Consider the following 17,246-nt stretch of genomic DNA (forward strand, 5'->3'; position numbering starts at 1 on the left):
CGTTCCTAGCCTGAGCGCATGCCTTCCGAGACGATGACGCCTCCCCGCCCTGCCGCCGAGCAGGGCCGGGCGCCGCGCGCGATCCACAACCTGATCGCCGGCGAGCGCGTCGAGGGCATCGGCTCGTTCGCCAAGATCAGTCCGATCGACGGCACGCTGATCGCCGAGGTGCACGAGGCCGGGGCCGAGCAGGTCGACCGTGCCGTGGCTGCCGCCCGTGCCGCGTTCGACGGACCGTGGGGTCGCATGACGGTGGCCGAGCGCGCCCGCGTGTTGCGGGGCGTGGCCGACGCGATCGACCGCCGCGCCGACGAGCTCGTGGCCGCAGAGGTCGGCGACACCGGCAAGCCCGAGTCCCTCGCCCGCGACCTCGACGTGGCCAGGGCCGCCGCGAACTTCCGCTCCTTCGCCGACACGGTCTCCGCCACCGGGCTCGACTCCTTCCTCACCGAATTGCCCGACGGCCGCCGCGCCCTCAACTACGCGGTGCGCAAGCCCCTCGGCGTGGTCGCGGTGATCGTGCCGTGGAACCTGCCGCTGCTGCTGCTCACGTGGAAGCTCGCGCCGGCCCTCGCCACCGGCAACACCGTGGTGATCAAGCCGTCCGAGGAGACGCCGTCGTCGGCCACGCTGCTCGCCGAGATCCTCGCGGAGGCGGGGGTGCCGGCCGGGGTGGTGAACGTGGTGCACGGCTTCGGCGCGGGTTCCGCGGGCGAGGCCCTCACGACGCACCCCGGCATCGACGGTGTGACCTTCACGGGCGAGTCCTCCACGGGCTCCGCGATCATGCGGGCCGTCGCACCGCGCGTGCGTCCGGTGTCGTTCGAGCTCGGGGGCAAGAACGCCGCGCTCGTGTTCGCCGACGCCGACCTCGACGCCGCGGTGGCCGGCCTCGCCCGCAGCACCTACCTCAACACGGGCCAGGTGTGCCTGTGCACCGAGCGCATCTACGTCGAGCGGTCGGTGTTCGACGACGTGGCGGCCGGGCTCGCCGAGCACGCGGGGCGGCTGCGCCTCGGTCGGCCGGAGGACCCCGCGACCACCACGGGCCCGCTGATCTCGCAGGCGCACCGGCAGAAGGTGCAGTCGTACTTCGACCTCGCGGTGTCGGAGGGCGCCACGGTGCTCGCGGGTGGCGGGGTGCCGACCCTCGGCGACGGACTCGACGGCGGCTCCTGGATCGAGCCGACGCTGTGGACCGGGCTCGACAACAGCCACCGCACCGTGCGCGAGGAGGTGTTCGGCCCGGTCGCCGCCCTCATCCCGTTCGACAGCGAGGAGGAGGCGATCCGGCTCGCGAACGACACCGACTACGGGCTCGCCGCCGTCACCTGGACCACCGATCTCACCCGCGGTCACCGCGTCGCCCAGCAGATGCGCACCGGCATGTCGTGGGTCAACACCTGGTACCTGCGCGACCTGCGCAGCCCGTTCGGCGGCGTGGGGCTCTCCGGCATCGGTCGCGAGGGCGGCCACCACTCGCTCGAGTTCTACACCGAGCCGACGAACGTGTGCGTGCAGCTGTGACCGGGCTCCTCGACACCGAGGCCGTGCGGGCCGCCGACGAGCGGCTGCGGCGGGCCGCCGAGACCGGTCGCCCGTGCGCACCGGTGCGCGACCTGCTCGGCGACACCGACCAGGACGCCGCGTACGCCGTGCAGTCGCTCGGCATCGCCCGTCGCGTGGACTGGGGCCGGCGCATCGTGGGGCGCAAGATCGGCCTCACCTCGCCGGTCGTGCAGGCGCAGCTCGGCGTGGACAGCCCCGACTACGGCGTGCTGCTCGACGACATGAGCCACGCCGACCGGGAGCCGCTCGACCTCGGGCGCTTCCTGCAGCCGCGCGCCGAGGCCGAGGTGGCGTTCGTGCTCGGGCGCGACCTCGACTCCCCCACCACGACCGTCGCCGACGTGCTGCGGGCGACGGAGTTCGTGCTGCCCGCGATCGAGGTCGTGGACTCCCGGGTGGCGGGATGGGACATCCGCCTCACCGACACCATCGCCGACAACGCCTCCAGCGGCGCGGTCGTGCTGGGCACCACCCCCCGCCGGCTCGACGGCTTGGATCTGACCGCGCTCGGCATGACGCTCGACCGCGACGGGCGCCCCGTCTCGACCGGCAGCGGCGCCGCGTGCCTGGGCAGTCCCGTGATCGCGGTGGCCTGGCTGGCGCGCGAGGTCGCCCGGCGCGGACAGCCGCTGCGCGCGGGCGAGGTGATCCTGTCCGGGGCGCTCGGGCCCATGGTCGACGCGACGGCCGGCGTGTTCCGCGCCCGGCTCGACGGACTCGGAGAGGTGCGCGCCGACTTCCACGGCACGGCCTCCGGCACGGCGACGGAAGGGGCGGCGGCATGACCACGGGAATCGCCATCATCGGCTCCGGCAACATCGGCACGGACCTGCTCATCAAGGTGAAGCGGCTGTCGACCACGCTGCACGTGGTGGCGATGGCCGGGATCGACGAGCACTCGGACGGCCTCGCGCGCGCCCGCCGCCTGGGTGTCGCCACCACGCACGAGGGGGTGGACGGGCTGCTCGCGATGCCCGAGTTCGCCGATGTCGAGCTGGTGTTCGACGCGACCTCGGCCGGCGCGCACTCCCGCAACGACGCCCTCGTGCGCAACGCCGGACGGCTCATGGTCGACCTCACCCCCGCCGCGATCGGCCCCTACGTGGTGCCCGTGGTCAACATCGACGCGCACGCGGGTGCCACCAACGTGAACATGGTCACGTGCGGCGGGCAGGCGACCGTGCCGATGGTGGCCGCCGTGTCGCGCGTGGCCCCGGTCGCATACGCCGAGATCGTCGCCTCGATCGCCTCGAAGTCCGCGGGACCCGGCACCCGCGCGAACATCGACGAGTTCACCGAGACCACGGCCCGCGCGCTGGAGGTGATCGGGGGCGCCGAGCGCGGCAAGGCCATCATCGTGCTGAACCCCGCCGACCCGCCACTCATCATGCGCGACACCGTGTACTGCCTGGTCGAGGGCGACCCCGCCACGCTCGACCGCGACGCGGTCCGCACCTCGGTGACCGACATGGTCGCCGCGGTGCAGGGGTACGTGGGCGGCTACCGGCTCGCGCAGGACGTGCAGTTCGACGCGGTCGACGAGGGGTACGTCCCCGCGCTCGACCGGGCGTTCCGCGGCACGCGCGTGACCGTGCTGCTGGAGGTGACCGGCGCCGGGCACTACCTTCCGGAGTACGCGGGCAATCTCGACATCATGACCTCGGCCGCCCTGCGCACCGCCGAGCGACTCGTCGCGCAACGGACGGGGGTTCCCGCATGACCGGCTCGACTCCGCGCGTGTACGTGCAGGACGTGACGCTGCGCGACGGCATGCACGCCATCGGCCACGGTTACACGACCGACCAGGTTCGCGACATCGCCCGGGCCCTGGAAGCCGCGGGCGTGGATGCGATCGAGGTCGCGCACGGCGACGGTCTGGGCGGGTCGAGCGTCGCCTACGGGCACGGCGCCCACACCGATTGGCAGTGGATCGCGGCGGCCGCCGAGGTCCTGGACCGGGCGGTGCTGACGACCCTGATCCTGCCCGGCATCGGCACGATCGACGACCTCGCCCGCGCCCGCGACCTCGGCGTCGCGAGCGTGCGGGTCGCCACGCACTGCACCGAGGCCGACGTGGCGATCCAGCACATCACGTGGGCGCGCGAGCACGGCATGGACGTGTCGGGCTTCCTGATGATGAGCCACCTGAACGATCCGCGCGGGCTCGCCGAGCAGGCGCGGATCATGGAGCAGGCGGGCGCGCACTGCGTGTACGTGACCGACTCCGGCGGACGCCTCACGATGCACGATGTCGCCGCGCGCGTGGACGCCTATCGCGACGTGCTCGACCCCGCGACGCAGATCGGCATCCACGCGCACGAGAACCTGTCGCTGAGCGTCGCCAACAGCGTGACCGCCGTCGAGCACGGCGCATACCGCGTCGATGCATCCCTCGCGGGCCAGGGCGCCGGAGCGGGCAACTGCCCCGTCGAGGCGTTCGTCGCGGTGGCGGATCTGCTCGGGTGGGAGCACGGCTGCGACCTGTTCGCCCTGCAGGACGCCGCGGAGCAGCTCGTGCGTCCGCTGCAGCACCGTCCGGTGCGCGTCGACCGCGAGACGCTCACCCTCGGCTACGCGGGCGTGTACTCCAGCTTCCTGCTGCACGCCGAGCGCGCGGCCGCGAAGCACGACCTCGACGCGCGGGACATCCTGGTCGAGCTCGGACGACGGCGCATGGTGGGCGGCCAGGAGGACATGATCGTCGATGTCGCGCTCGACCTGGTCGCCGCGCGTTCCGCGGGGGCGGCCTCATGAGCACCGACGCGGTCTACGCCGCCGCCCTCGACACCGCCCAGCGCACGGCCGCGCCCATCAACCAGCTGTCGCCCACGGAGGAGGTCGACCTCGCCACGGCCTACGCCACGCAGCACGCCCTCATCGCCCGACGGGTCGCCCGCGGCGAGCACATCACCGGGGTCAAGCTCGGGTTCACCAGCCGGGCCAAGGCGCAGCAGATGGGTGTGCACGACGTGATCCTGGGCACCCTGACCGATGCCATGCGCCTGGACGACGACGGCGTGTTCGCGCGGCGGTCCGCCATCCACCCGCGCATCGAGCCCGAGGTCGCCTACCTCCTGCGCGCCGACCTCGACGCATCCGCGGTCGACCGGCCGCTGTCGGAACTGGTGGCCGCGGTCGCCCCCGCCGTGGAGATCATCGACTCCCGGTACCGCGACTTCCGCTTCAGCCTCGCCGACGTGGTGGCCGACAACGCCTCCGCCGCGGCCTACGCGATCGGCCCCTGGACACCGCTCGACCGCACGGGCGCCATCGACAACCGGGCCGTGCGGCTCGAGGTCGACGGCCGCATCGCCGCGACGGGCTCGACCGCCGCGATCCTCGGCGACCCCGGTCGCGCCATCCTCGCGGCCGCTCGACTCGGTGCGCGCCACGGCTTCGTGCTGCGGGCGGGCATGGTGCTCCTCGCCGGGGCCGCGACCGCCGCGGTTCCCCTGCCCGACCGCGGTGTGGTCGAGGCGACGGTCACCGGTCTGGGCGGCGTCACGATCCGCACGGACGACGGTTCCGCGTCGTCCGGCCCGAAGGGAGCATCATGACCGAGTCCCGCGGCATCCTCGTGGAGGGCAAGGCCACCCCGCGCGGACGCTTCCCGCACGCCAAGCTCAGCGGCGACCTCGTGTTCGTGTCGGGCACCTCCAGCCGCCGCCCCGACAACACGATCGCGGGCGCCGAGGTCGACGAGTTCGGGGCGACCCGGCTCGACGTCGCGGTGCAGACCCGCGCCGTGATCGAGAACATCCGCGCGGTGCTGGCCGCCGCGGGCTGCGACCTCGACGACCTCGTGCAGGCCACGACGTTCCTGGTCGACATGAACGACTTCGCCCCCTACAACGCCGTCTGGGCCGAGTACTTCGACGAGCAGGGCCCGGCCCGCACCACGGTCGCCGTGCACGCCCTGCCGCATCCGCACCTGCGCCTCGAGATCCAGGCGATCGCGAGGCGCCCCGACCGCACCACCCCTGCCACTCTCGAGGAGGAGAAATGAGCACCATCCCACCCGTCATCGACTTCGCCGCCTGGATCACGGAGAACGAGCACCTCCTGAAGCCGCCGGTCAACAACAAGGCCGCGTGGACGCCGATGGGCGACTTCATCGTGCAGGTCGTCGGCGGCCCCAACCAGCGCACCGACTTCCACTTCGATCCGTACGAGGAGTGGTTCTACCAGTACCGCGGCAACATGCACGTGAACATCCAGACGGAGGACGGCCCGCAGCGCATCGACATCCGCGAGGGCGAGATGTGGCTGCTGCCCGGCAACGTGTTCCACTCCCCGCAGCGCCCCGAGGAGGGGTCGATCGGCATCGTGATCGAGCGCATCCGCGAGGAGGGCACGCTGGAGAAGTTCGCGTGGTTCTGCCCGAACTGCAACACCAAGGTGCACGAGGTCGAGCTGCAGGTGCGCGACATCGTGGAGGACCTGCCGCCGGTGTTCCGCGAGTTCTACGACAGCGAGGAGGGGCGCACCTGCCCCGAGTGCGGCACCGTCCACCCCGGCAAGGGCTGACGCGGCGTTGGGCACGATCGACGTCCACACGCACTTCGTGCCGAGCGCCTGGCCCGACCTGTCCACGCAGGTCGGGCCGGGGCTCTGGCCGACCCTGCGCGTGGACTCCGAGCGCGAGGCGATGATCATGCTCGGCGAGTCCGAGTTCCGTCGCATCGGCGACGACTGCTGGGATGCCGAGGTGCGCCTGGCCGACATGGACGCCGACGGGGTGGAGATGCAGGTGGTCTCCCCCACTCCGCTGTTCTTCTCCTATGACAAGTCGGGAGACGAGGCGGTGAAGGTCGCGCGCCTCTTCAACGACCTGGCGCTGGAGATCTGCGCCCCCGCACCCGATCGGCTCATCCCGTTCGCGCAGGTGCCGCTGCAGGATCCGGATGCCGCGTGCGTCGAGGCCGACCGCGCGATCGCCTCCGGTCACGCCGGCGTCGAGATCGGCAACCACGTCGGTGACCGCGACCTCGACGACGCCGGCATCGTCACGTTCCTCCAGCACTGCGCCGAGCGCGGGATCCCCGTGTTCGTGCATCCGTGGGACATGGCCGGCTCGCCGCGACTCGATCGCTGGATGGCCCGCTGGCTCACGGGCATGCCCGCCGAGACGCACCTGTCGATCATCGCGCTGATCCTCGGCGGAGTGTTCGACCGCGTGCCGCCGTCGCTGCGGCTCGCGTTCGCGCACGGTGGCGGCTCGTTCGCGTTCTGGCTCGGCCGCTTCGAGAACGCGTGGCGGCAGCGGCCCGACGTGATCGGCGTGAGCGCACAGCCGCCCTCTTCCTACCTCGACCGGTTCAGCGTCGACAGCGTCGTGTTCGACCCGGCCGCACTGCGCCTGCTCGTCGACACGCTCGGCGCCTCGCAGGTGATGGTCGGCAGCGACTACCCGTATCCCCTGGGCGAGCGACCGGTCGGCGACGTCGTCCACCGCTCCGCCTTCCTCGACGACGTCGAGAAGACCGCCATCCTCCGCGACAACGCCCTGCGCTTCCTCGGCCGCTGACCGCACGACCCGAACGGACCCGCCCCATGAGCACCACGACCCCGCCCAGCGCCACGACCCGCACCGCCCTCGACCGCGCCACCTGCGAGGCGCTCGACGCCTCCGATCCGCTCGGCTCGTTCCGCGACCGCTTCGTGCTGCCGGAGGGCGTCATCTACCTCGACGGCAACTCCCTCGGCGCGCTCCCCCGGCACACCCCGGCGCACGTGCAGCGCGTGATCACCGAGGAGTGGGGCACCGGGCTCATCCGCAGCTGGAACGACGCGGGCTGGTTCGCGAAGCCGCGTACGGTCGGCGACCGGATCGCCCCGCTGATCGGCGCCGCGGAGGGCGAGGTCGTGCTCGGCGACTCCACGTCGGCGAGCCTCTTCCAGGCCGTGGTCGCGGCGGTGCGCATGCGGCCGGGGCGGCGCGTGATCGTCGCCGAGCGCGGCAACTTCCCCACCGACCTGTACATGCTGGAGGCCGTGCAGGAGCTGCTCGGCGGCGGCGAACCCCTGGAGCGGCGGCTGATCGCCGACGACGGCCCCACGCTCGACGACGTGCTCGACGACCACGTGGCGGTGGTCGTGCTCACCCAGGTCGACTACCGCACCGGGCGGCTGCACGACCTGGCCGAGGTCACGCGCCGCGTGCAGGCCGCCGGGGCGCTGGTGGTGTGGGACCTGTGCCACAGCGCCGGGGCGCTGCCGATCGACCTGAACGCCGCCTGGGCCGACTTCGCGGTGGGCTGCACCTACAAGTACCTCAACGGCGGCCCGGGGTCACCCTCGTTCCTGTGGGCCGCGTCCCGCCATCACGCCGCCGCCCGGCCCGCGCTCACCGGCTGGCACGGCCACGCCCGTCCGTTCGACTTCACGGTGGACTACGCCCCGGCGCCCGGCATCGAGCGGTTCCGCGTCGGCACACCGCAGCTGCTGTCGGTCGCGGGACTGGAGGCGAGCCTCGACATCTGGGACGACGTCGACCTGGAGCTGCTGCGCGAGAAGAGCCTGCGGCTGACCGAGCTGTTCCTGTCGCTCGTGGACGCGCGGCTCGCAGAGCGCTGGGGCATCGTGTCGGTCACACCGCGCGAGTCGTCCCGCCGCGGCAGCCAGGTGTCGCTGCGCCACGACGACGGCTATGCGGTGATGCAGGCCCTCATCGAGCGCGGGGTGATCGGCGACTTCCGGGCGCCCGACCTCATCCGCTTCGGGTTCACCCCGCTCTACACCTCCTACGCCGACGTGTGGGATGCGGTCGACGTGCTGCACGACGTGCTGGAGACCGAGGTGTGGCGCGAGCCCCGCTTCGCGCGCCGCGGCACCGTCACCTGAGCCCCGGGCTGTCCTGCGCCTGCGGAGCTGTGTGTCGGCGGAGTCGCCCGCCGCGCGTCGTGCGCCGCGTCAGGAGTTGTCCGCGCCCTCCGCGGCCGCGTCGTCGAGCAGGGCGATCACGCCGTCGCGCACCTGGGTCAGGTGGGCCTCCAGCACGCCCAGCGCCTTCTTCGCGTCGCCGGCCGCGACCACGTCGACGAGCTCGGTGTGCGAATGATCGTGCGAGCCCGCGGGCCCCAGCCGCCACCCCAGCACGTAGCGCCCGAGCTTGAGCCGCAGCTGCTCGATCATCTCCCACAGCAGCGGGCGGGCCTGCGCGTCGTACAGGGTGGCGTAGAACTCGGTGCGCGCCTCGACGAACTCGCCGCCCTCGGAGATGTCGTCGGCGGTCTTCGCGAGCTCCCGCAGGCGCTCGACCCGTTCGGGCGTGATCTCCGCCATCGCCAGGCGCAGCGCCTCCTTCTCGAGCAGCATGCGCAGGTGGTAGACCTCCCCGGCCTCCTCCGTGGACAGTGCCCGCACCATCGCGCCGCGGCGTGCGTGGAACACCACGAGCCCGTCGGCCTCGAGCTGGATGAGGGCGGAGCGGATCGGGAGGCGGGAGATGCCGATCGATTCGGCGAGGGTCTCCTGGCGCAGTTTCATGCCGGGCGGGAGCGTGCCATCGAGGATCGCGTCGCGGATGATGTCGTACGCCATCGCGCCGACCGACCGATACCCGGCCCCGTGTCGCTGGGCGAGCTTCTGCAGCGCATCGGCGCGATCCTTCGCAGACGCGGCCGCGTCCCCTGACTTCACCATGGGTCAGAGGCTATCGGATCGAAGCCCTCAAACTCTGCATTCTGGATCCAAGATCACCGAACGCGTCGCGGCCGGAGAACGACGAACGCCCCCCGTCCCGGAGGACGGAGGGCGTTCGACAGACGTGCCTTACTTGGCGGCGACGACCTGCAGCGTGATGACCGCGGTGACGTCCTCGTGCAGACGCACGGTCGCCTCGTGCTCACCGGTCGCCTTGATGGGCGACGTGATGTGCACCTTGCGCTTGTCGATCGCACCGAGACCGGCGGCCTCGACCGCGTCGGCCACGTCGGCGGTCTTGACCGAGCCGAAGAGACGACCCTCCTTGCCGGCCTTGACCGCGAGGCGCACCTTGGCGGCCTCCAGCGAGTTCTTCAGGGCCACGGCCTCGTCGCGGTCGTGGATCGCACGCGCCTGGCGTGCGGCCTGGATCGACGCGACCTGCTTCTCGCCACCGCGCGTCCACGCGGTCGCGAAACCCTGCGGGATGAGGTAGTTGCGGGCGTACCCGTTCTTGACCTCGACCACGTCACCGGCGCTACCCAGCCCGGCGACCTCGTTCGTGAGAATCAGCTTTGCCATCTCAGTACCCCTTACCGGCCGGCGCCAGCGTAGGGCAGGAGCGCCATCTCGCGGGCGTTCTTGATCGCCGTGGCGATCAGACGCTGCTCCTGCACCGACACACCGGTGATGCGACGGGCGCGGATCTTGCCGCGCTCCGAGACGAACTTGCGGAGGGTGGCGACATCCTTGTAATCGATGACACCGACCCGGATGGACTTCGCGGGGGCGGCGTTCTTCGCGCCCTTCCGCGGCTTGCGGCGGTCGCCGCTCGACTTTCCAGCCATTGCTCTTCCTTAGTGATGATGATCGGACGCTGCGCGCACGCGCGCATCCGGAGAATTGATCAGAACGGGGTGTCGTCGCCGAAGCTGCCCGGAGTGCTCCAGGCGTCGGCGCTGGTCGACGAGCCGGGCGTGGACCACGGCTCCTCCGACACCTGCTGCTGCTGCGGACGGGACTGCCCGCCACCGCCACCGCTCGAGGCCGCACGGGTGACCTGCGCGGTCGCGTACCGCAGCGAGGGGCCGATCTCGTCGACCTCCAGCTCGATCGCGGTGCGCTGGTTGCCCTCGCGGTCCTGGTAGGAACGCTGACGCAGACGGCCCTGCGCGATCACGCGCATGCCCTTGGTCAGCGAGCCCGCCACGTGCTCCGCGAACTCGCGCCAGACCGACGCGCGGAGGAACAGCGCTTCGCCGTCCTTCCACTCGTTCGCGGCACGGTCGAAGTTGCGCGGCGTCGATGCGATGGTGAAGTTCGCCACCGGCAGCCCGTTCTGCGTGTACCGCAGCTCGGGGTCGGCCGTGAGGTTTCCCACCACGGTGATGACGGTTTCGCCGGCCATGAGACTTAGGCCTTCGCAGCCTTGGCGGCCTTGCGGGCAGCCTTCTCTTCGGAGCGCTTGGCCTCGGACGCGATCATCGCCTGAGCCTCTTCCGCGCGCAGGACCTTGGTGCGCATGATCTGCTCGTTCAGCTTGAGCTGACGGTCGAGCTCCTGCGTGGCGGCGCTGGTCGCGGTGAAGTTGACGACGGCGTAGATGCCCTCGGTCTTCTTCTGGATCTCGTAGGCCAGACGGCGCTTGCCCCAGATGTCGACGTTCTCGATCGAGCCACCATCGTTGGTGATGACCTTCAGGAACTTGTCGAGCGTCGGGGCGACCTGGCGCTCGTCGATCTCGGGGGTCAGAATGACCATGAGTTCGTACTGGTGCGTCACTTACCCACCTCCTTCGGACTAGAACGGCTCTCGGGACTTTCCCGGGAGCAGGAGGGTGTGTGCACGTGCCTGCCCGTGGAACCCGAGTGGGTGCCGGAAGGCAGACAACCTCGACAGTCTAGCGGACATTCCTCCGAGCCGCCTCCCACCGATCGGCCCGCGGCTTGGCATGCTGGAGGGCGTGCCCGATGACCGTCATCGGGCACATGACTGGAGGGGGGCGCCATGCGCGTCAACAAGTGGGGGGTCGGCGTCGTTCTCGCCGCCGCCGTCATGCTCACCGGATGCTCGGCGGGCGGATCGGACAAGCCGGCCGACGCGAAGCCGAGCACGGCCGCATCGCAGGAGGCCGACGCACCGGCCACGGACTGCCCCGAGCTGGCCGAGGGCGCGACCGTCGACGGCACGGCGCTCGGCACGTGCATCGCCGACGCGATGGCCGACTCCGCGGGCTACGCCGCCAAGACGAGCGTGCTGGGCATGGAGAGCACCGCCCGCGTGAACCCCTCCGAGAACGCCCTCGAGTCGATCTCGCCGATGGGCTCGATCGTCGCGATCGGCGACGACGTGTGGGTCAAGTCGCCGTCGAGCGACTGGCAGCCGGCCGACCCGGACTCCAGCGACCCGATCATCGCGGGCCTCAGCACGAGCGCGGCCGACGTCGCCGCCATGGACCCCGCCGCCGCGGCCGAGGCCCTCGCGGGCGACTTCACCGTGAGCGGCACCGGCGAGCGCCTCGGCCAGAAGGTGTTCCTGATCACCGGTTCGGTCGACCAGCAGGGCACGACGGTCGACGTGGCGTTCGAGGTCACCGCCGACTACGTCAACCTCGCATCGAAGAGCACCGCGTCCGTCGAGGGCCAGTCGCTGGAGATCGCGATGGAGATCACCGAGTGGGACGTGAAGCAGGACATCGTCGCCCCGGTGTGATCCGGGGATGACACGAAGGGCCGGGGCATGCGCCCCGGCCCTTCGTCGTCCGGCCCCGCGTCAGTAGGCGACGGGCGGGACCTCGGCCCACACGCCGCGGTCGTCCGTGGAGGGGGCGTCGGGGATGCGGCCGGCGCCGTCCGGCTCGGGGATGGCCGCGAGCAGGGCCTGCGTGTAGGGGTGCTGCGGCGCGGACCACAGCTGCTCCGTGGGGCCCGACTCGAGCACCCGTCCCGCGAACATGACCAGGGTGCGATCGGCGATGCGGCGCACCACGGCGAGGTCGTGCGAGATGAAGAGCATGCCGGCGCCGGACTCGGCCACCAGGTCGCGCATCAGTCCGGCCACGCTCGTCTGCGTCGAGGCGTCGAGCGCCGAGATGGGCTCGTCCGCCACGAGCAGCGAGGGCCGCGCGGCCAGGGCCCTGGCGATCGCGATGCGCTGCTTCTGCCCGCCCGAGAACTGGTGCGGGAAGCGGGTGCGGACGTTCGCGGGCAGCCCGACGCGTTCGAGCCACTCCTCCACGGTGGATCCGGCGGCACCGCGCGCTCGGGCGGTGGCGATGCCGTCGGAGATCTGGTCGCCGATGCGTCGGCGAGGGTTCAGCGAGGTCGACGGGTCCTGGAACACCATCTGGATCCCGGTCAGGGCGGTCGACCGGCGGCGGATGCCGAGCGGCGCGACCGGGGCCCCGCGGAACTCGACCGTGCCGGCGGCGGTCTTCTCGATGCCGACGACGGCGCGGGCGAGGCTCGACTTGCCGCTGCCCGACTCGCCGACCAGCGCGACGGTCTCCCCCGCGGCCACGCGGACCGACACCCCGTTCACGGCGATCACCGGCGGGTTGCCCGGGTAGCGCACGACCACGTCGCGCGCGTCGAGGACGCTGACCTCACTCATGCGCATCCTCCTCGATCGGGTCGACCGCATCGACCTGGTCCGTCGCGTCGACCGCGGGCGCCTCGATGCGCGAGCCGGGGAGGGCGGCGAGCAGCATCCGCGTGTACTCGTGCTGCGGGTGCAGGAACAGGGTCTCGCGGTCGGCGAGCTCCACGATGCGGCCGTCCTTCATGACCGCGACGGTGTCGGCGATCGCGCTCATCACGCCGAGGTCGTGCGTCACGAGCAGCACGGCGAGGTTCCGTTCGATGGCGAGGTCGCGCAGCAGCTGCAGGATGCCGGCCTGCACCGTGACGTCGAGCGCCGTGGTGGGCTCGTCCGCCAGCAGCACCTCGGGGTCGCACGCCAGGGCGCACGCGATCGCGATGCGCTGCCGCTGCCCGCCCGAGAACTGGTGCGGGTAGCGCTTCAGCGCCTCGGCCGGGTTCGGCACCTGCACGGTCTGCAGCAGCTCCACCGCCCGCTCGCGCGCCGCGGCGCCCGTGAGGCCGAGGTGCACGCGCATGTGGTCGGTGAGCTGGCGGCCGACCGGGAGCTGCGGGTGCAGCGACGCCGACGGGTCCTGGAACACCATCGCGATGCGCTTCCCGCGGATGCGGTTGAGGCCGCGGCGCTTCAGGCCGAGCAGCTCCTCCCCCGCGAGGGTGATCGAGCCGCCCGTGCGGGCCTGCCGCGGCAGCAGCCCGAGCACCGCGAGCGAGGTGAGGGTCTTGCCGGAGCCCGACTCGCCCGCGAGGCCGTGGATGCGCCCGGCCTCGAGCTCGAGCGACACGCCCTTCACGAGCGGACGGCCGATGTCGACCGTGAGATCGCGGATGCTCAGCGCGGCGGTCATGCGGGCACCCCCGTCGCGGAGGCCTGGTGGTCGGCCTCCTTCTCGTGCGTGACCTCGGCGGTCGGGTCGAGCACGTCGCGCATCGCATCGCCGAGGAAGTTGAACGCCAGCACGACCGTGAGGATCGCGAGACCGGGGAACACCCCGAGCCACCAGGCGTCGAAGTTCTGCATGGCCCCCGAGATCATCGACCCCCACTCGGCGGTGGGCGGCTGCGCGCCGAGGCCGAGGAAGGAGAGGCCGGAGAGCAGCAGGATCGCGGCGCCGATGTCGAGCGTGGCGAGCACGAGCACGGGCCCGGCGATGTTGGGGAGTATGTCGACGAACAGGGTCCGCAGCGGCGAGTGGCCGAGCAGGCGTCCGGCGATCACGTAGTTCTGTCCGCGCAGGCCGAGCACGATGCTGCGGGTGACGCGGGCGTACTGCGGCCACGACACCACGATCGCCGCGATTACCGCGTTGAACAGCGACGGGCCGAGCGACGCGGCGACCACCATCGCGAGGATCACGGTCGGGAACGCCATGAAGAGGTCGGTGATGCGCATCAGCGTCTCGTCGACCGCGCGGCCGAAGTAGCCCGCGACGGCGCCGATCAGCGTGCCGATGATCATCGCCGCGATCACGAGCATGAGCGCGAGCGGCAGGCTCACCGTCGCTCCGGTCATGAGTCGCGAGAAGATGTCGCGGCCGTTGCCGTCGGTGCCGAGGATCGTGTCGATGCCCGGCTCCTGCAGTCGCGGCAGCACCTGCGCGTTCGGCGGGTACGGCACCCACCACTGCGCCGTGAAGGCGATGACGATCCAGGCCGCCGCGATCACGGTGCCGATGATGCCGAGCGGGGTGCGCCAGGCGCGGGGCCAGCGGAAGCGGAAGCGCCAGGGGCCGGCGGCGGCGTCGATGCGGCTCATGCGATCCTCACTCTCGGGTCGAGCACGCCGTAGAGCAGGTCGACGATGAAGTTGATGAGGAGGTAGATGACGCCGACGACCAGACCGACGCCCATGATGCCGGGCAGGTCGAGGTTCGCGGCGGAGTTGTAGGCGTACGTGCCCAGGCCCGGCCACGCGAACACCGACTCCACGAGCACGGTGCCCGACAGCAGGGCCCCGAATGCGACGCCCACCACGGTGAGGATCGGCAGCGAGGCTCCACGGAGCACGTAGTCGAGGATGACGCGCAGGGCCGGAAGCCCCTTGGCGCGGGCGGCCCGCACGTAGTCGCTGCCCAGCACCTCCAGCACCGACGTGCGGATGAACCGGGTGAGCAGGCCGATCGTCACGAGCGAGAGCACCATGACGGGAAGGGCGAGGTGGGCGAGCGCATCGAAGAAGCCGACGCCGTCGCCGTTGAGCAGGTAGTCGACCGTGTAGAGCCCGGTCACGCGCGGCGGCGGGGTGATCGACGGCGAGATGCGCCCCGAGCCCGGCGCGATGCGCAGCTCCAGGAAGAAGACGTAGAAGCTGACCAGCGCGAGCCAGAAGGTGGGGACGCTGAGGCCGACGAGGGTGACCACGCGGATGACCTGGTCGGTGACCAGGCCCCGGCGGTAGGCGGCGAGCGTGCCGAGCACGATGCTGACCGCGAGGCTGACGATGATCGCCCCGATCGCGATCTCGATCGTCGCGGGCACCGCGGTGGCGAGGTCGCTGGTGACCGGGCGTCCGGTCACCAGCGACGTGCCGAGGTCCCCGCGGAGCAGGTTCCCCATATAGATGAAGTACTGCACGAACAGTGGCTGGTCGAGTCCGTTCGCCTTGATGAACGCCTCGCGCGTCGCCGGGTTCTGCGACGCGCCCTCACCGAGGGCGGCCGAGACCGGGTCTCCCGGCACCAGGTTGGTGAGCGCGAACGTGACGATCGTCACGCCCACCAACAGGAGCAGGGAGGTCCCGGCCCGCCGCAGCAGGTATCCGACGAGAGGCGAACGGCGCCGCTGCGCCTGCCTCTGCACGGCCACTGTCGTCATGGAAGGTCCGTTCAGCCGGCCGGGGCGATCTCGGCGATGTCCATCTCCCACACGGAGTTGTACACGGCACCGGTCACGTCGCTCGCGGAGGAGATGTTGCGGCCGGGGACGATGAGCGGCACGAACGGACCCTGCTCCTGCATCGCCTCGGCGAACTCGGTGAACGCGGCCTCGCGCTGCGCGGGATCGGTGGCGCTCGCGGCACCCGCCGCGATGCCCGCGATCTCCGGGTTGGCCTCGGCCGCCCAGCCGGCGCGCAGGCCGACCTTCAGACCGGGAGCGAAGGGGAGGAAGTTCGCCGAGTCGGCGTAGTCCGGACCCCAGAACCACAGACCGAAGCCCTCGGTGCCGTTGACGTACGCGTCGAGCTCGGTCGCGAACGGGGCCGGGGCGAGCTCGACCGTGATGCCGGCGTCTTCGAGCTGCGCCTGCACGCGCTCCGCGAGCGGGGTGAACTCCACGCCGCCGACCGGGTAGTCGTTCGGGAACTGCAGCTTCAGCGTCTGTCCGGTGTAGCCGGCCTCGGCGAGCGCGGCCTTCGCCTTGTCGAGGTCCTGCTCCACGCCGCCGTCGAGTGCACCCTCGAATCCGGGCGGGATCACGCCCGTCGCCTGCACGGCGCCCGCACCGGCGAGCTCGAGCAGCGCGTCGTAGTCGAGCGCGTAGCGGATCGCCTCGGCGATCTTCACGTTGGCCAGCTCGCCGGCTACGGCGGGCGACTGGTTCAGCAGCAGGAAGATGGTCTGGCCCGACGGGACCGAGTCGACCGTGATGTCGTCGCCGAGGCCCGCGACCTGGTCGCCGTTGAGGTCCATCGCGACCATCGAGTCGCCGCCCTTGAGGTTGGCGAGCTGCGTGGCGCTCTCCGACACGTTGCGCACCACCACGCGGCTGTAGGCCGACTTCTCGTCGCCGTTGTACTCGTCGTTGCTCTTCAGGACCACCTGCGAGCTGAGGTCGAGCGTGTCGAGCACGAACGGCCCGGAGCCCGCGGACTCGCCGTCGAGGAACTCCTGCGCCGAGTCGGTGCCGTCGATCGCGCCGCCGTTCTCGATCACCACGTCGGAGTTCACGATGCCGAGGGCCGGGTTCGCGAGGATGGCCGGGAGCTGCAGCAGCGGGGTCTCGGACGTGAACCGGATGGTCTTGTCGTCGACCTCGGTGATGGTGAGGCCGCCGAGCAGGAAGTTGGGCTTGGCGTCTTCCATGCCCTGGATGCGCTGCAGCGAGAACACGACGTCCTTCGCCTCGACGGGCGAGCCGTCGGAGAACACGCGGTCGCCCTCGAGCGTGAAGGTGAACTCGGTCGCGGCATCGTTCTGCTCCCACGAGGCGAGACCGGGGACCGGCGTGGAGACGTCGGAGCCCTCGAAGTCGACGAGGGTCTCGTACAGGGCCTTCGCGATCATGTTGCCGGTCGGGTCGTAGGTGTGACCGGGGTCGGCGGTCTCGATCGAGAACGCAGTGTCGATGACGAGCGAGTCGGAGCCCTGGGACGAGTCGGAGTTGTTCGCCGAGTTCCCTCCCGAGCAACCCGCGAGCGCCAGGAGCGCGACGGCTCCGAGCGCGATGACCGGCGTGAAACGGCGTGACGACATGAGGGCCTCCAAGGGCGAGGAG

General features: G+C 71.4%; 20 protein-coding genes. 10 read left to right on the plus strand and 10 right to left on the minus strand.

Annotation, left to right across the window (positions count from 1 at the left end; all coding sequences use genetic code 11):
- Positions 1-18: 18 nt before the first annotated feature.
- Genes KV394_RS04945 through kynU form a run of 9 tightly spaced genes read left to right on the plus strand, consistent with a single transcriptional unit; the run spans position 19 to position 8,412 of the window.
- Positions 19-1,527: a 2-hydroxymuconic semialdehyde dehydrogenase gene (locus tag KV394_RS04945; protein WP_247982450.1), complete on the plus strand. Its 1,509-nt coding sequence runs from the start codon at positions 19-21 to the stop codon at positions 1,525-1,527.
- The gene (locus tag KV394_RS04950; protein WP_282187140.1) at positions 1,524-2,354 is read left to right on the plus strand and encodes a 2-keto-4-pentenoate hydratase; all 831 of its coding nucleotides are present in this window, start codon (positions 1,524-1,526) and stop codon (positions 2,352-2,354) included. Before KV394_RS04945 ends, KV394_RS04950 begins: the two co-directional genes overlap by 4 nt.
- Entirely contained in the window at positions 2,351-3,289 is a 939-nt protein-coding gene (locus tag KV394_RS04955; protein ID WP_247982451.1) for an acetaldehyde dehydrogenase (acetylating), read from the plus strand. The genes KV394_RS04950 and KV394_RS04955 overlap by 4 nt, the downstream gene beginning before the upstream one ends.
- A complete protein-coding gene (gene dmpG, locus KV394_RS04960) occupies positions 3,286-4,323 on the plus strand; it encodes a 4-hydroxy-2-oxovalerate aldolase (protein WP_247982452.1) in 1,038 nt (345 codons plus the stop codon). The genes KV394_RS04955 and dmpG overlap by 4 nt, the downstream gene beginning before the upstream one ends.
- The gene (locus tag KV394_RS04965) at positions 4,320-5,126 is read left to right on the plus strand and encodes a 2-keto-4-pentenoate hydratase (RefSeq protein ID WP_247982453.1); all 807 of its coding nucleotides are present in this window, start codon (positions 4,320-4,322) and stop codon (positions 5,124-5,126) included. The genes dmpG and KV394_RS04965 overlap by 4 nt, the downstream gene beginning before the upstream one ends.
- Entirely contained in the window at positions 5,123-5,575 is a 453-nt protein-coding gene (locus KV394_RS04970) for a RidA family protein (protein WP_136033882.1), read from the plus strand. Before KV394_RS04965 ends, KV394_RS04970 begins: the two co-directional genes overlap by 4 nt.
- On the plus strand, positions 5,572-6,096 hold the full coding sequence (locus KV394_RS04975) for a 3-hydroxyanthranilate 3,4-dioxygenase (protein ID WP_136033880.1): 525 nt from the start codon (positions 5,572-5,574) through the stop codon (positions 6,094-6,096). The genes KV394_RS04970 and KV394_RS04975 overlap by 4 nt, the downstream gene beginning before the upstream one ends.
- Before the next feature lie 7 nt (positions 6,097-6,103).
- Positions 6,104-7,096 carry an amidohydrolase family protein gene (locus tag KV394_RS04980; RefSeq protein WP_247982454.1) on the plus strand — a complete coding sequence of 331 codons (993 nt, stop codon included), beginning with the start codon at positions 6,104-6,106 and terminating at the stop codon, positions 7,094-7,096.
- 26 nt (positions 7,097-7,122) lie between these two features.
- Entirely contained in the window at positions 7,123-8,412 is a 1,290-nt protein-coding gene (kynU, locus tag KV394_RS04985) for a kynureninase (protein ID WP_247982455.1), read from the plus strand.
- 69 nt (positions 8,413-8,481) lie between these two features.
- Here the strand turns inward: kynU and KV394_RS04990 are convergent, their stop codons facing one another.
- The 5 genes from KV394_RS04990 to rpsF form a co-directional block, all read right to left on the minus strand.
- Entirely contained in the window at positions 8,482-9,213 is a 732-nt protein-coding gene (locus KV394_RS04990; RefSeq protein ID WP_136033873.1) for a GntR family transcriptional regulator, read from the minus strand.
- 129 nt (positions 9,214-9,342) lie between these two features.
- A complete protein-coding gene (rplI, locus tag KV394_RS04995) occupies positions 9,343-9,795 on the minus strand; it encodes a 50S ribosomal protein L9 (RefSeq protein ID WP_136033871.1) in 453 nt (150 codons plus the stop codon).
- A gap of 11 nt (positions 9,796-9,806) precedes the next feature.
- Entirely contained in the window at positions 9,807-10,061 is a 255-nt protein-coding gene (gene rpsR, locus KV394_RS05000; RefSeq protein ID WP_017203799.1) for a 30S ribosomal protein S18, read from the minus strand.
- Between the two features lie 59 nt (positions 10,062-10,120).
- A complete protein-coding gene (locus tag KV394_RS05005) occupies positions 10,121-10,621 on the minus strand; it encodes a single-stranded DNA-binding protein (RefSeq protein ID WP_136033869.1) in 501 nt (166 codons plus the stop codon).
- Positions 10,622-10,626: 5 nt separating this feature from the next.
- Positions 10,627-10,995: a 30S ribosomal protein S6 gene (gene rpsF / locus KV394_RS05010; RefSeq protein WP_021201450.1), complete on the minus strand. Its 369-nt coding sequence runs from the start codon at positions 10,993-10,995 to the stop codon at positions 10,627-10,629.
- A gap of 225 nt (positions 10,996-11,220) precedes the next feature.
- Between rpsF and KV394_RS05015 the strand changes: the two genes are divergently transcribed.
- On the plus strand, positions 11,221-11,925 hold the full coding sequence (locus KV394_RS05015; protein WP_136044604.1) for a hypothetical protein: 705 nt from the start codon (positions 11,221-11,223) through the stop codon (positions 11,923-11,925).
- A 60-nt stretch (positions 11,926-11,985) separates the two neighbouring features.
- Here KV394_RS05015 and KV394_RS05020 read toward each other — a convergent pair whose 3' ends face one another.
- Genes KV394_RS05020 through KV394_RS05040 form a run of 5 tightly spaced genes read right to left on the minus strand, consistent with a single transcriptional unit; the run spans position 11,986 to position 17,224 of the window.
- On the minus strand, positions 11,986-12,825 hold the full coding sequence (locus KV394_RS05020) for an ABC transporter ATP-binding protein (protein ID WP_247638013.1): 840 nt from the start codon (positions 12,823-12,825) through the stop codon (positions 11,986-11,988).
- Positions 12,818-13,660 (minus strand): ABC transporter ATP-binding protein, encoded by an 843-nt coding sequence (locus KV394_RS05025; RefSeq protein ID WP_206252188.1) that lies wholly within the window; start codon positions 13,658-13,660, stop codon positions 12,818-12,820. Before KV394_RS05025 ends, KV394_RS05020 begins: the two co-directional genes overlap by 8 nt.
- A complete protein-coding gene (locus KV394_RS05030; RefSeq protein ID WP_136033863.1) occupies positions 13,657-14,568 on the minus strand; it encodes an ABC transporter permease in 912 nt (303 codons plus the stop codon). Before KV394_RS05030 ends, KV394_RS05025 begins: the two co-directional genes overlap by 4 nt.
- Complete coding sequence (locus KV394_RS05035) at positions 14,565-15,626, minus strand: ABC transporter permease (protein WP_247982456.1); 1,062 nt, start codon at positions 15,624-15,626, stop codon at positions 14,565-14,567. Before KV394_RS05035 ends, KV394_RS05030 begins: the two co-directional genes overlap by 4 nt.
- 11 nt (positions 15,627-15,637) lie before the next feature.
- Positions 15,638-17,224, minus strand: coding sequence for an ABC transporter substrate-binding protein (locus tag KV394_RS05040; protein ID WP_136033859.1), 1,587 nt, complete (start codon positions 17,222-17,224; stop codon positions 15,638-15,640).
- Between the last annotated feature and the right edge of the window lie 22 nt (positions 17,225-17,246).

The sequence above is a fragment of the Microbacterium sufflavum genome (assembly GCF_023101165.1).
GTDB lineage: Bacteria > Actinomycetota > Actinomycetes > Actinomycetales > Microbacteriaceae > Microbacterium > Microbacterium sufflavum.